This is a genomic window from Nocardia sp. NPDC004151, from assembly GCF_042874235.1.
Lineage (GTDB): Bacteria > Actinomycetota > Actinomycetes > Mycobacteriales > Mycobacteriaceae > Nocardia.
The window spans coordinates 110726-123126 of the sequence record NZ_JBIAMR010000013.1; the positions used below are offsets into that span (position 1 = coordinate 110726).

At 67.6% G+C, this 12401-nt stretch carries 16 protein-coding genes; 7 read left to right on the plus strand and 9 right to left on the minus strand.

Annotation, left to right across the window (positions count from 1 at the left end):
* Positions 1 to 19: 19 nt before the first annotated feature.
* Both ACFYTS_RS26415 and ACFYTS_RS26420 read right to left on the minus strand, forming a co-directional pair.
* Positions 20 to 370 carry a DUF6882 domain-containing protein gene (locus tag ACFYTS_RS26415; protein WP_387308058.1) on the minus strand — a complete coding sequence of 117 codons (351 nt, stop codon included), beginning with the start codon at positions 368 to 370 and terminating at the stop codon, positions 20 to 22.
* Between the two features lie 9 nt (positions 371 to 379).
* Positions 380 to 724, minus strand: coding sequence for a hypothetical protein (locus ACFYTS_RS26420; protein WP_387307913.1), 345 nt, complete (start codon positions 722 to 724; stop codon positions 380 to 382).
* A gap of 150 nt (positions 725 to 874) precedes the next feature.
* On the opposite strand from ACFYTS_RS26420, the gene ACFYTS_RS26425 reads away from it, so the two are divergent.
* Positions 875 to 1324 (plus strand): DUF4189 domain-containing protein, encoded by a 450-nt coding sequence (locus tag ACFYTS_RS26425; protein WP_387307915.1) that lies wholly within the window; start codon positions 875 to 877, stop codon positions 1322 to 1324.
* A 76-nt stretch (positions 1325 to 1400) separates the two neighbouring features.
* Here ACFYTS_RS26425 and ACFYTS_RS26430 read toward each other — a convergent pair whose 3' ends face one another.
* Together ACFYTS_RS26430 and acpM are read right to left on the minus strand one after the other, a co-directional pair.
* Entirely contained in the window at positions 1401 to 1856 is a 456-nt protein-coding gene (locus tag ACFYTS_RS26430) for an SRPBCC domain-containing protein (RefSeq protein ID WP_387307917.1), read from the minus strand.
* Positions 1853 to 2158: a meromycolate extension acyl carrier protein AcpM gene (gene acpM, locus ACFYTS_RS26435; RefSeq protein WP_387307919.1), complete on the minus strand. Its 306-nt coding sequence runs from the start codon at positions 2156 to 2158 to the stop codon at positions 1853 to 1855. The genes ACFYTS_RS26430 and acpM overlap by 4 nt, the downstream gene beginning before the upstream one ends.
* A gap of 87 nt (positions 2159 to 2245) precedes the next feature.
* On the opposite strand from acpM, the gene ACFYTS_RS26440 reads away from it, so the two are divergent.
* Positions 2246 to 3178 carry a MerR family transcriptional regulator gene (locus ACFYTS_RS26440; RefSeq protein WP_387307921.1) on the plus strand — a complete coding sequence of 311 codons (933 nt, stop codon included), beginning with the start codon at positions 2246 to 2248 and terminating at the stop codon, positions 3176 to 3178.
* Between the two features lie 25 nt (positions 3179 to 3203).
* Here ACFYTS_RS26440 and ACFYTS_RS26445 read toward each other — a convergent pair whose 3' ends face one another.
* Positions 3204 to 4805, minus strand: a complete 1602-nt coding sequence (locus ACFYTS_RS26445) for a carboxylesterase/lipase family protein (RefSeq protein WP_387307923.1) — start codon at positions 4803 to 4805, stop codon at positions 3204 to 3206.
* 185 nt (positions 4806 to 4990) lie between these two features.
* On the opposite strand from ACFYTS_RS26445, the gene ACFYTS_RS26450 reads away from it, so the two are divergent.
* Together ACFYTS_RS26450 and ACFYTS_RS26455 are read left to right on the plus strand one after the other, a co-directional pair.
* On the plus strand, positions 4991 to 6223 hold the full coding sequence (locus ACFYTS_RS26450; RefSeq protein WP_387307925.1) for a cytochrome P450: 1233 nt from the start codon (positions 4991 to 4993) through the stop codon (positions 6221 to 6223).
* 126 nt (positions 6224 to 6349) lie between these two features.
* Positions 6350 to 6733, plus strand: a complete 384-nt coding sequence (locus ACFYTS_RS26455; RefSeq protein ID WP_357288403.1) for a hypothetical protein — start codon at positions 6350 to 6352, stop codon at positions 6731 to 6733.
* Positions 6734 to 6795: 62 nt separating this feature from the next.
* On the opposite strand, the gene ACFYTS_RS26460 is transcribed toward ACFYTS_RS26455, so the two are convergent.
* On the minus strand, positions 6796 to 7257 hold the full coding sequence (locus ACFYTS_RS26460; protein WP_357288401.1) for a YiiD C-terminal domain-containing protein: 462 nt from the start codon (positions 7255 to 7257) through the stop codon (positions 6796 to 6798).
* 151 nt (positions 7258 to 7408) lie between these two features.
* On the opposite strand from ACFYTS_RS26460, the gene ACFYTS_RS26465 reads away from it, so the two are divergent.
* Together ACFYTS_RS26465 and ACFYTS_RS26470 are read left to right on the plus strand one after the other, a co-directional pair.
* Complete coding sequence (locus ACFYTS_RS26465; protein WP_357288398.1) at positions 7409 to 8059, plus strand: GntR family transcriptional regulator; 651 nt, start codon at positions 7409 to 7411, stop codon at positions 8057 to 8059.
* Positions 8059 to 9285: an MFS transporter gene (locus ACFYTS_RS26470; RefSeq protein WP_387307928.1), complete on the plus strand. Its 1227-nt coding sequence runs from the start codon at positions 8059 to 8061 to the stop codon at positions 9283 to 9285. Before ACFYTS_RS26465 ends, ACFYTS_RS26470 begins: the two co-directional genes overlap by 1 nt.
* Positions 9286 to 9335: 50 nt before the next feature.
* Here ACFYTS_RS26470 and ACFYTS_RS26475 read toward each other — a convergent pair whose 3' ends face one another.
* Positions 9336 to 10496 carry an acyl-CoA dehydrogenase family protein gene (locus ACFYTS_RS26475; protein ID WP_357288392.1) on the minus strand — a complete coding sequence of 387 codons (1161 nt, stop codon included), beginning with the start codon at positions 10494 to 10496 and terminating at the stop codon, positions 9336 to 9338.
* A gap of 5 nt (positions 10497 to 10501) precedes the next feature.
* On the minus strand, positions 10502 to 11332 hold the full coding sequence (locus ACFYTS_RS26480; protein ID WP_387308061.1) for a CoA transferase: 831 nt from the start codon (positions 11330 to 11332) through the stop codon (positions 10502 to 10504).
* Positions 11333 to 11432: 100 nt separating this feature from the next.
* Here ACFYTS_RS26480 and ACFYTS_RS26485 point away from each other — a divergent pair, with 100 nt between their 5' ends.
* Complete coding sequence (locus tag ACFYTS_RS26485; RefSeq protein WP_387307930.1) at positions 11433 to 12017, plus strand: TetR/AcrR family transcriptional regulator; 585 nt, start codon at positions 11433 to 11435, stop codon at positions 12015 to 12017.
* Positions 12018 to 12032: 15 nt separating this feature from the next.
* Here the strand turns inward: ACFYTS_RS26485 and ACFYTS_RS26490 are convergent, their stop codons facing one another.
* Positions 12033 to 12356: a rhodanese-like domain-containing protein gene (locus ACFYTS_RS26490; protein WP_357288383.1), complete on the minus strand. Its 324-nt coding sequence runs from the start codon at positions 12354 to 12356 to the stop codon at positions 12033 to 12035.
* Positions 12357 to 12401 lie beyond the last annotated feature (45 nt).

Below are 12401 nucleotides of genomic sequence, written 5' to 3' on the forward strand. Positions count from 1 at the left end.
CGGCGGAGTCACACCGCCCTCATTCCGCGGCGGACTCCACCTCGATATCAATCTGGAAGGTCGAACTCGTCCCGTCTTCCGCGGTAAGAGTGACCGGACCGAACGTGATGAACGGTATTGCGGCACTTCCCGTCCCCCGATAGAAGCCGGGAGCCGCGGTCACCCGCACGGCAATGGCGGCCAACATGGCAGCCATCTGATCGTCGGCATCGATCATCGGCTCCGCCAGCCCCGAATACCCCTGCGCCAGCAGCCAATCACGGACAACAACGGAGTCCCGACTCATCTCGGGAAGAATGCTCTGATTCCCCCACGCCCAAAGCCACGTTCCGGCGTCCGCGTTGGCGAGACGGTCGAGCCAGGCGTCCAGGCGGGCTGGTCAACCGGGGCCGGACCAGCCGTCGCTTGTCCAGTTGCGGAGGTCTTCGACGTACCAGTCGTGTTGCTGACTTTCCCAGGCGCGCATGTTCGGGTAGCGGTCGCCACAGTAGCGGCGCTCCATGTAGGCGGCCAGGGCCTCCCGCTCGGCGTCGTCGGCCAGGACTATCGATGTTCGACCTGCGCGGATCTCATAACCACCGTCGGGGAGTCGCCGGCTCGAGGACTCGACGCCTTGGGACTCGAAGCCGCTCGAGGCCTTCAGATAGGCGGAATAGATTACGCGGTACGAGAATTCGTCGCTGTCATCACGGATTTCGTCGAGCCATGCGTCGAACTTCTCCATGAGGCGATTAGATCATCCCGTGCCGGGCGGCGGCGAGGATCGCCGGTGGAGGTATGGGCGTTATGTCCGATATGCATTGGGCGAATTCGGGGTGATCGGACATGATTCGTCAAGTTTGTGTTGGTGCTTGTTCGAAGAGGGAAGAGTTAGATGAAGTTCATGGGTAAGGCCGTTGTCGCGGTCGCGGCGGTTGGTCTTGCGGCGGGGTCGGCGATCGGTGCGGGTACCGCTGATGCGGCCGGACTGTATGGGTCGATCGCGTTCAGCGGTGACAACTGGATCTATGGCAGCAGCGTGAATGCGCCGAGCGCGGACGCGGCGATGGCCGAGGCGTTGGATCAGTGCGGGTGGGAAGGGGCCACCGACTGCCAGGTGATGATCACCTGGGCGAACGGGTGTGGCGCGCTGGTGTATCGAAATGACGACACCGACAATCTCGCGGTGGGCACCGGCACGGGGCGCGATCGCGCGACCGCATTGCGCAGCGCTTACGAGAGCCTCTCCCAGTACTACCCGCCCGCGATGCTGGCGAATGTCGGGTCGGCGGATCTGTCGGCGACGGGGATCAGCAAGGTGGTTTGCACCGCTAACGCTGGTTAGGGGTTCGAGTCCTCGGGACAGTTCGGTGTCGCAGGCGGCGCGATCACCTGCGACACCGGATGTCAGCCGGTCGAGGTCAGTGGAGGATCACCTGGCCGAGGCGGGGCAGCAGGAGTCGTTTCCAGCTGCGTTCGACGGCGTTGCGGGCCATCTTCTGGCGGCGGTCCTCGATGTCGAAACCTGTCTGCGTCAGCAGGAGTCGGGTGCCATGGCCCTGCGGGTGTAGCGCCCAGTCGACAATCCATCGGGTGGGGTAGTCGGCCCGTGGATATGTCCAGGTGTAGGACAGTCGCTCGCAGGGACGAGCGGTCAGTACCTCGCAGAGGATCTCGTCTATCGACGAATCCGGGGTGGTGAATCGGAAATGGGTTCCGGCGGATGCCGCGAAGCCGGTCGGCCGGAGCAGCCACTTCTCGAGTAGATCCGGGTCGGTCAGGGCCCGCCATACCGCGTCCGGCGGCTGCCGGAAGAAGCTGCCGAGCTCGACGGCGGCGGGATCCAACCGCGTATCGGCGATCACCGTATCGCTCAATTCGCCTGACCTTCCTGGTATTTCGCCTCCATTTCCGCGGCGAGCTGCGGCTTCTCGGCCTCCATCTTCTGGACGTACGCGACCGCGTCAGCGACGGTCCGCAGGCCGGCGAGGTCTTCGTCGGGGACCTTGACGTCGTACCTGTCCTCCAACTGGACCGCGATCTCCACCTGCGACAGCGAATCGATTTCCAGGTCTTCGACAAAGGACTTCTCGATCGTCACCTCGGACGCATCGATTCCCGTCACCTCTTCGACGATCTCCGCGATCCCGCTGACAATTTCTTCCTGCGTGCTGGCCACGAAACACTCTCCTCGCTGTGACGACACATACCTGAACGGCAGTGCCAGTACGCTAAAAGCTCCAGTGGGGTGGAGGTTCAAGAACTTGTGACGGACGACACAAAGACCGCTGCGCTCATGAGCATCGGGGAATTGGCGCGCAACTCGGGGCTGTCGGTGCGCACAATCCGGTTCTACTGCGACGAAGGCATTCTCGAATCCCAGCGCAGCGGCGGCGGACATCGAATGTTCGACGCCGACAGCGCGACCGAACGACTGCTGCTGGTGCGGCGATTACGGGCACTCGGACTCGGGTTGGACTCGATCACCGGCGTCCTGCGCGGAGAACAGTCGATGGAAGAGGCCATCGCCGCCGAAAGCGCCAAGCTCGATATCGAATTCAGCTCACTGGCCTGGCGTCGCGCATCGGTACGGGCCATGGAGGCCGCCGCCCCGGCACAACGCGCCGAACGGCTCGCATTATTGGCCGCAGCCCAGGACGGTAATGCGTTGCACGAGAACCTCATTCGCTTCTGGCATCGCATTCTCACACCGATTCCGCGGTCCGACAGCGACGGCTGGGTGTGCTGGAACGTCCCGGAACCGCCCACCGACCCATCAGTCGACGAGGTCGTCACCTACGCCGAACTGGCCGCCCTCGCCTCCAGCCCCGACCTGAACAACGCAGTCCGACACCAATACTGGCGAGATCGCCCCGACCTGATCCGCGACCCGCGAGCCCTCTACCACGCGATGGGCGAGATAATGATCGACGTCGTGCCCCTCGTAGCCGACGGCATCCCCCCGCACTCCGGCAACGAACTCGACCGATTCGTCACCGCCCACGCCACCGCCCGCGGCGAACGCGACACCCGAGAATTCCGCGAACACCTCTTACGCGACGCAACCGACTCCGACCCCCGAATCCACCGCTATTGGTCCCTGACAGACCAACTCCTCGGCCCCCGAGTCACGATCGGCCGCGCCCACGACTGGCTGTACAACGCACTGGCCGAGACTTCAGCGGCAAGGGCCGAATAGGCCTGAAAGGGGCCGTACGCATGGCCTATTGGAACAGGGTGTTCCAGAAGGGGCAGCGGTGGTCGGTGGCGAAGGTGGTGGAGAACTGGTTTCCGGTGGGGCGGAAGGAAAGGAAGGTGGGGGTGGTGGGGGTGTATTGGGGGATGGCGGGGAGGTTGGCGGGGTCGGGGGTGCCGGTGTTGATGAAGCGGGTCCAGTAGCGGCGGATGTCGGATTGGAGGCGGCGTTGGGGTGGGGTCATGACGCCGTCGAGGGCGAAGCCGGCTTGGACCAGGTCGAAGAGGGAGGGGAGTTCGGCGGCGTGATAGGCGCCCATGGGGAAGGTGCTGGGTGGGGCCAAGGCGCCGCGGTCGTCGAATTCGTAGACGTAGGTGGGGTTGTGGCGGGAGAGGTCGGAGACCTGGGAGATGAGTTTGCAGACGAGTTGGTCTGTCCAGGCTCGGGTGAGAGCCAGGGCCGGTTGGGGGTAGTCGGTGAGGGGGTATTCGCCGATGACCTGGTCGGTTTGGGCTGGGGTCAGGTCGGGGATCTTGGCGGCGAGGAGGCGGGGGTAGTCGGCGGCGGTCATGACGGGGCCGAGGGGGATGCCGTATTTGATCCAGACCCAGAGGGCCACCTCGTCGTGATTGGAGCCGACGAAGGTGGGAATGCGGGACATGCCACCGGATTTCAGCAGGGTCAGCGGGCTTTCGGGGAGGTAGGCGTTGCCGTGGACAATATTGGTGTCGTCGGGGCCGCGGTCCACCAGGATGTCGGGTGAGAGGGTGCGGAGGCAGGTCGCGTCGTCGGTGGCGGGGCAACCCGCGGCGGCGGCCCAGGCGTCGCCTTCGGCCTCCGCGTCCGGGAGGGATTGGCTCGCACACGGACCGCTCTGGAGGATGGCGGCCTGGAAGAGGGGCTTGGAGGACGGGGTGGCCATGTGGGCGCAGATCGAGACGCCGCCGGCCGATTCGCCGTCCAGGGTGACGCGATCGGGGTCGCCGCCGAACGCGGCGATATTGCGGTGGACCCAGCGCAGGGCGGCCTGCTGGTCCATGAGGCCGTAGTCGCCGGAGCCGGAACCGTCGTCCAGGGCCGAGGCGGCCAGGAAGCCGAACAGTCCGAGCCGGTAGTTGATGGTGACGACGATGACGTCCCCGTCGGGTTGGGAGACCAAAGGGGCTGCTCCGTACATGCTTCCGGTGCCGGTCTGCAGGCTGCCGCCGTGGATCCACACCATGACGGGCAGGGCGCGGCCGTCGGCGGGGAGCGTCGGCGGCGTCCAGACATTGAGGTACAGGCAGTCTTCGACGGTGGTGCGCAGGCCGCCCAACCCGGTCGGCTGGGCGCAGTTCGGGCCCGCGTCGCGGGCCTCACGAACTCCGGGCCACGGCGCGACCGGCTCGGGCGGCCGCCAGCGCAGCGCACCGACCGGTGGTGCGGCGTAAGGGATTCCATTGAACAGGCGATACGACGGGGTCGAGACACCGTGCAACGCACCACTATCGATGGTGACCGTGTCCGGGGCGAGTCCCGAATAGGCCCGCGCCGTCGAGCCGTTCACCGCGAAGATCACCACCAGTAGCGCCACCGCCGCGAACACCGCGCCGGATCCCCGCCTCATCCACCCCTGTTCACGCACGATCACCCGAGCCTCCTGGGCCAGCAAGCGCTGTCGCGTAGTCGTTCGATACTAGTCGGCCGGCCCAGACGGGGGTCCGAAGTCTCACGAAACCGGGAAAACTCCTGCTTACGGGCGGGTCCGCACGGCGGATCCGTCTCACCGCGAGACGCTTGTTGACACTCGATTCAGGTCGGGACGACGGTGGCCCCATGACCCGCACCTCACCCGATGCGCTCGACGTCTTCGATCCCGCGCACATCGACGACCCCTACGCGCTGTACCGGCGGCTGCGCGAGCAATCCCCTGTCTACCGCATCCCGGGCACCGACTTCTACCTGGTGACGTCGTGGGATCTGGTGACCGAGGCCGTGAATCGAGGCGACGAGTTCTCCTCGAACCTCACCGGCGCACTCCTGCGGCAGGAGGGACAGCCGCCCGTCACCTTCGACATGGACGGCGGTGGCCAGGCCGTCCACGTCCTCGCCACCGCCGACGACCCGAGCCACCAGGCCCAGCGCAAACTCGTGCAGCCCTTGCTGGCCAAGCGGATTCGCGGCCTCGGCCCCACCGTCACCGAACTGGTGGACCGGCTGTGGACCGAGGAACTACACGGCGATCGCATCGACTGGGCGACCGGTATGGCCGACCGCCTCCCCCTGGCGCTCGTCGCCGACATCATCGGACTCCCCGACGCCGCGGTGCCGCAACTGCTCACCTGGGCCTACGACAGCACCGAGATGCTGGGCGGCGTGGTCGACTCGGACCGTTTCGTGCACCTGGTCAGCGCCGCCACCGAACTCACCGGCTACCTGCACACCGAATTCGCCGCCGCCCAGCGCAACCCGGGCGACGACCTGCTCGGCGTGCTGGCCCGCGCCTGCGCCGCCGGGGAGATCACCGATGTGGTGGCCGTGCTGATCCTGGTCCAACTCGTCGGCGCGGGCGGCGAATCCACGGCGGGTCTCATCGCCAATGCCGCCCGGCTGCTGGCCACCCGCCCCGACCTCCAGGACGAGCTGCGCGCCGAACCCGCCCTGCTGCCCGCCTTCCTGGACGAGGCGCTGCGCCTGGAATCGCCCTTCCGAGGCCATCATCGGCACGTCACCACCGATACCGTGCTGGGCGGCATCGAGATTCCCGCGGGCAGCCACCTGCTGTTGCAGTGGGGCGCCGCCAATCGCGACCCGGCCCGCTTCGACGATCCGGACACCCTCGATCTGGACCGCCGCAGCGGCGCCAACAATCTCGCCTTCGGGCGCGGCATCCACTTCTGTATCGGCTCGGCACTGGCCAAGCTGGAGGCCACCGCCGCGCTCACCGCCCTGTTCGAGCGCACCACCGCCTTCACCCTCGTCGAAGACGCCCCGCCGCAGTGGTTTCCGAGCATCTTCGTGCGCCGCCATCGCACCCTGCCGCTGCGCCTCCGCATCCGAAACACGTGAGCCCGCGGACTCGCCCGGATTCTTCCGCGCGTCCGCCACGTGCCGGGGGCGCGGTCACGGCATGATCGTCGTCGATCGATCAGGGGGGGCATCCACAGCTGTGACCACAGGAAAGGGGTTTTGTTCGTGAAGACCGTGTACGTCCGCCGCATCACCCTGGCGGCAACCGCGTGTGCCCTGTCCGGTGCGCTGGCCGCGCCGGCCGCCGCCGACGCCGCGCCGCAGAAGATCACGCTCGACTACGCCAAGGGCCGGTGCGGCCAGACCACGCTGTTGGCGCACTCGTTCACACCCACCACGCTGGAGATCACCACCTCCAGCAACTTCACCGACGACGCCAAGATCGACATGGCAGGGAAGCGCACCCCGCTGCCCGACACCTACGGCGCGGTCACCACCACCGTCGATCTGGGCACCCCGATGCCGGGCGCCATCCCGTTCGAGGTGTCGGGCTCGGACTGGCCGGGCAGCCTGGGCACCGGCTGTAAAGGCTGGATCATCGTCGCCTGATCGGCAGCCGACAACGATCGAGCCCCGGGAGCGATTCCCGGGGCTCGATCGATTGTCGCGGCCTACTTGCCGTGGGCGCGCAGCTGGTACAGCCCCTGGGTCTCGGCCACGACCACACCGTTGGCGTCGGTCACCTTCGCCGTGAGGGTGAAGTCGGCCTTGCCCTTGGCGTCGGCCTCCTCGGTGATCCGCGCGATCTCCTCCTCCGACAGCGACGCTTCGGCGCGCACATCGGTGGCGGCGGGCTTCCGGAAGAACACGTGCAGGTCCTTCACCAGCGGGAAGTACTTGGCGGTGTCGAAGCTGGAGATGGCGATCGCGCCACCCAGGATCTCCGCGACCGTGAACAGCACACCGGCGTACATGACGCCGAAGTGATTGCCGTTGCCCTCGATGGGGACCGTGGTGGCCGCGAACCCGGGGCGCACCTCCTCGGCCCGCACCCCCATCTTGTGCGCGATCGGAATCGTGAACTCCAGACCGCCGTTCACGACCTCGTTCAGCGCGGGGGCATCGTTCGCCATGCGGACCTCCTCGTCCCAGAAGTTATGGCAACTTACTGACGTGCTGCCAACAAGGTGAATCATTCCGCGTGAGAGGGTTACCGCGCAACTCTGTCATCCCGCCCCGTGAAACCCGCCACATCCAGGCAAATCATCCCACGACCCCTCTAGTATGCAAGTCGTGTCCAAGACTTTCTCCGCCGCCGAGCGGGCCTACCGCGAAATCAAGGAACGTATACTCAGCGGCGATCTCCCCGGCGGGGAGCTGGTCAGCGAGAACGAGATGGCCGGGGAGCTGGGCACCTCCCGCACCCCCATCCGCGAGGCCTTCCTGCGGCTCGAGACCGAGGGCTGGATGCGGCTCTACCCCAAGCGCGGCGCCCTCGTGGTGCCCGTCCCCTCGCACGAGGCCGACCATGTGATCCACGCCCGCTACATCGTGGAAACCGGTGCGGTGGACGCGCTCACCCGCATCGCCCGCGCGGGCCTGATTCCCCGGCTGCGTGAATCCCTGGACCGCCAGCGCGAACTCGCCGACGCCGGCGACCTCGAGGAATTCGCCATCGCCGACGCCGACTTCCACCGCGAATACGTGGTGGCCGCGGACAACCCGCTGCTCATCGGCTTCTACGACTCGCTGCGCGAACGGCAGCGCCGGATGAACAGCGTCGCGCTGCAACGCGGCGAGACCAACCCGCACCGCATCATCGAGCAGCACACCCGCCTCGCGGATCTGATCGACGCCGCCGACGGCGCCGGATTCGCCGAGGCCCTCGCCGAACACCTCACCGACGTGCACGGCGTCACCCCGAGGGGGATGTGATGGCGACCCTGACCACGCTCGACACCCGCGCCGATCGACTGGGCACCCACCCGACGGCGTGGCTCGGCGTCGCGACGGCCATCTTCGCGATCGCCTGGGGCGGTAACGAATTCACGCCCCTGCTGGTCATGTACAAGCGCGACGGACTGCCCGTCACCACCGTCGACCTGCTGCTGTTCGAATACGTGCTGGGCATCGTGCCCGCCCTGCTCATCGGCGGCCCGCTGTCGGACCGCTACGGCCGGCGCCCGCTCATGCGGCCCGCGCCGTTCATCGCGGCCACCGGCTCGACGCTGCTGGCCTTCGGATCCCATTCGGTCCCCATGCTTTCCGCGGGCCGGGTGCTGTGCGGCATCGCACTGGGCCTGGCCATGGCGGTGGGCAGCAGCTGGCTCAAGGAGCTGTCGCAGCCGCCGTTCACCGCCGATACCGCCTCCGGCACCGGGGCGCGCCGTTCGGCCATGAGCCTCACCGGCGGCTTCGGCGTCGGCGCGGGTGTGGCGGGCGTGCTGGCGCAGTGGGGTCCGTGGCCGGACTCACTCGCCTATCTGATCAATGTGACGCTGTGTGCCGCGGCCGCGGCGCTGCTGTTCCGCGCGCCGGAAACCATCGTGCCACAGGTGAATCCGGGACCGCTCCTCGACGATCTGAAGGTCCCGGTCGGCGCGCATCACCGCTTCCGCACCGTCGCGCTGCCGGTGTGCCTGTGGCTGTTCACCTCGTCGGCGGCGGCGTACGCCATCATGCCGACGCTCATGATGCCCAAGGTGCACGACGCCCCGATCGCGTTCTCCGCCCTGATCACCGTGATCACCCTCGGCTGTGGTTTCGGCATCCAGTCGGTGGCGCGCAAGATCGATCGCCCCGGTTCGCTGCGACTGCCGGTACTGGCCCTGAGCCTGGTCATCCTCGGAATGCTGCTCGCCGCAGCCGCTTCCGCCACCCTCACCCTGTGGCTGACCGTGCTGACCGCCGTCGCCCTGGGCATGGGATTCGGCAGCGGGCTGGTCGCGGGCCTGCTGGAGATCGAGCGCATGGCCCGTCCCGACGACCTGGCCGGACTGACCGCGGTGTTCTACGCGGTCAGCTACCTCGGCTTCGGCGTCCCGGCCCTGATGGCGGTCTGCCACAACGGCATCGGCGTCGGCTACCCCGCCATGTTCGGCGTCCTCGCCGCCGCCTGCGCGGCGTGCCTGGCCATCGTGAGCCGGTCCCGCCCGGCCTGAGCTCGGATATCCCGGCGGCGGCCCCCAACCGCCCGCCGCCGGGCCCCGCCTCACAGCGAGCGGGAGATGATCTCCTTCATGATCTCGCTGGTGCCGCCGTAGATGCGGTTCACGCGCGAACCCGTGTACATGTTCGCGATCGGGTACTCCATCATGTAGCCGTAGCCGCCGAACAGCTGCAGGCAGCGGTCGACCACCTTGTCGCAGGTCTCCGCGGCGAACAGCTTGGCCATGGACGCGGTCGACGGGTCGTTCCTGCCGTCGATGTACTGCTGGATCGCGTAGTCCACCAAGGTCTTGATGGCCAGCGCCTCGGTCTTGACCTCCGCCAGGGTGAAGGCGTTGTGCTGGAACTTGCCGATCGGGCGGCCGAACGCCTCGCGCTCCTTGGAGTAGCGCAGCGCTTCCAGCACCGCGGCCTCGGCCAGCGCCGAACACAGGCTGGCGATGATCAGCCGCTCCCGGGCCAGCTGCTCCATGAGCTGGTAGAAGCCCAGACCCTCCTGCGCGCCCAGCAGATTCCCCACCGGAACGCGCATGTCGGAGAAGAACAGCTCGCGGGTGTCCTGCGCGTGCTGGCCCATCTTCTCCAGCACCCGGCCGCGCTCGAAGCCCGGCAGGTCCTTGGTCTCGGCCACGATGAGCGAGACACCGGCCGCACCCTTGGACGGGTCGGTCTTGGCCACGATCACCAGCAGATCGCAGTGGGTCGCGTTGGAGATGAACGTCTTCGAGCCATTGATGACGTAGTGGTCGCCCTCGCGGATCGCGGTGGTGCGCACCGACTGCAGGTCCGATCCGGTGCCCGGCTCGGTCATGGCGATGGCCAGCACCAGGTCGCCGCTGATGATGCCCGGCAGCCACTTCGCGCGCTGCTCGTCATTGCCGTAGTTGTAGATGTAGTGCGACACGATCGGCGAGTGCACGGAGAAGCCGAAGCCGTTGTCGTGGGCGTAGACCAGCTCCTCCTGGACGATGGCCTGCATGCCGTAATCGCCGCCCGCGCCGCCGAATTCCTCCGGCAGGTCCAGGCCGAGCAGGCCCGCGGCGCCGGCCTTGTTCCAGAACTCGCGGTCGACCATGTGCTGCGCGGTCCAGCGCTCGCGATTCGGCACAGCCTCCTTGCGGAAGAACTCCGCGGCGTGCTTGCGCAGCTCGCGGTGCTGATCGGTCTCCCAGGTAGGCCGGTAGTCGGGGAACAGTTCGGACATCGGTGTCACTCTCCGTTGTTGCGTCGGATGCCGTTGAGCGGCAGGTCCTCCCGAGCCGCGATGATTTCGAGCTCGGCGATGGTCTGGTCGGCGAACGCCTTCCGGAAGGCCTCGTGGGTGCCGTCGGCGCCGAAGGCGGCCAGCGCGCCCAGGAAGAAGTGCGGCTCCACCGCGCCCAGCGCGACATGGCCGTCGGCGCATTCGTAGATGCCGTAGCCGGGGAACGCGCCGCCCAGTACCGCGCCGTCGCCCATGAGGCGGTAGCGCACGGCGTCGCCCGCGCAGGCCGCGGCTTCTTCCAGCGCGACCCGATACGGCTGTCCCGCACCGGTTGTCGCCCGGCGTACCAGGGCGGCCAGGGCGGTGGAGACCGCGCGCTCCGCGCCGAGCATGTCGGCGATCGGGACCTTCGGCATGTGCGGCGGGGTCAGGGTGCCGTGCACCGCTTGGTAATTCAGGTCGTGGCCCGGTACCTCGGGCTCGGCGGCGTGGCCGATGATCTCGATGAGCGAGAGCTCCGGGAAGCGCTGCTGCGGCTGCGCCAGGCCGAGGCGGGCCAGGGCGGAGGGGCGCATGGAGGTGATGAGCAGGTCGGCGGTGGCCAGCAGCTCGTCGAGCTTGGCGCGGTCCGCGTCCTGCTTCACGTCGAGGGTGACGACCTGCTGGCTCGCGACCAGGTGCTCGTACCACTGCGGCGCGGCGGCGGCCAGCGGGTCACCGGTCGGCGGCTCGACCTTGATCACCTGCGCGCCCAGCTCGGCCAGCCGCGCGGCGGCGAGCGGACCGGGCAGGTTGACCGCCAGGGACACGACTTCGACTCCGGCCAGGGGCCGCAGCGGTGGTTCCTCCATATCGCGAACGATACAGTTGTATCGTGAACCGGTCAATCACATCAATTGCCGGGTACACAGTCCGGAACCGCTAAGTTGAGGGGCGATGCTGAACCCACGAGCCACCAACGAGGACCTGACCGCCAAGGCCCGCATCCGCAATGCCGCCATGGACCTGTTCGCCCAGTACGGCGACTCCCGGGTGTCACTGCGCGCGGTCGCGGCCGAGGCCGGCGTGACCCTCGGACTGGTTCAGCACCACTTCAAGACCAAGGACGGCCTGCGCGACGCGGTCGACAAGCTGGTCGTCGAATACTTCGCACAGGCCGTCGCCTCGATCCCGCCGACCGGCACCCACGCCGAGGTCGCCTCCGCGCGTGACGAAGCGGTGCGGAACATGCTGCACGCCAACCCCGCCGTGGTGAACTACATCCGCCGGTCGCTGCTCGAGCCCTCCGAGACCCGCATCCACCTGCTGGACGCGGTGGTCGAACTGACCCGCAGCGAGGTCGCCGGACTCCGCGCCGCGGGCCTGGCCTCGACCGACAAGCCGGAGTCGGACCAGATCGTCGCCGTGCTGCTGCGCCAGTTCGGCGAGCTGCTGCTGGCCCCGATGCTGGACGCCGTCTGGGAGCGGGTCTCCCCCGACAACCCCACCCGGCCCCGGCTGTCGATCACCGTCAAGGACTGAATCCCCGAGGGCGGATCAGCTTTCGACGGGCAGGCCCGCTTCGGCCCAGTCCTGGATGCCGTCGCGGTACTTGCGGATATTGGTGTAGCCGAGCCGTTCCAGCTTGGTGGCGACGTTCTGACTATTGGGGCAGGCCGCGTTCGAGCAGTAGGTGACGATGGCGGCGTCGCGATCCGGAAGCAGGCGCGGCGCTTCGGTTTCCACATCGGCCTCGATCAGCGCGAGCGCGCCGGGCAGATGCGCCTTGGCGTAGTACGTGCCGCCGAGCGCGTCGAGCACGGTGACGGTTCCGGCGGCGATCTCCTGGGCGAGTTCCTCGCGGGTGATGAGTGCGGTCATGAGAGTTCCTTTCACGGAAATTTGTGTGCGTGTGCACGCTACTAC

Coding starts and splice junctions, on each gene's coding strand:
- ACFYTS_RS26475 (WP_357288392.1), bottom strand. CDS start 10,496: ATGTCCGAACTGTTCCCCGACTACCGGCCTACCTGGGAGACCGATCAG.
- ACFYTS_RS26425 (WP_387307915.1), top strand. CDS start 875: ATGAAGTTCATGGGTAAGGCCGTTGTCGCGGTCGCGGCGGTTGGTCTT.
- ACFYTS_RS26450 (WP_387307925.1), top strand. CDS start 4,991: ATGACCCGCACCTCACCCGATGCGCTCGACGTCTTCGATCCCGCGCAC.
- ACFYTS_RS26420 (WP_387307913.1), bottom strand. CDS start 724: ATGGAGAAGTTCGACGCATGGCTCGACGAAATCCGTGATGACAGCGAC.
- ACFYTS_RS26465 (WP_357288398.1), top strand. CDS start 7,409: ATGCAAGTCGTGTCCAAGACTTTCTCCGCCGCCGAGCGGGCCTACCGC.
- ACFYTS_RS26470 (WP_387307928.1), top strand. CDS start 8,059: ATGGCGACCCTGACCACGCTCGACACCCGCGCCGATCGACTGGGCACC.
- ACFYTS_RS26490 (WP_357288383.1), bottom strand. CDS start 12,356: ATGACCGCACTCATCACCCGCGAGGAACTCGCCCAGGAGATCGCCGCC.
- ACFYTS_RS26460 (WP_357288401.1), bottom strand. CDS start 7,257: ATGGCGAACGATGCCCCCGCGCTGAACGAGGTCGTGAACGGCGGTCTG.
- ACFYTS_RS26485 (WP_387307930.1), top strand. CDS start 11,433: ATGCTGAACCCACGAGCCACCAACGAGGACCTGACCGCCAAGGCCCGC.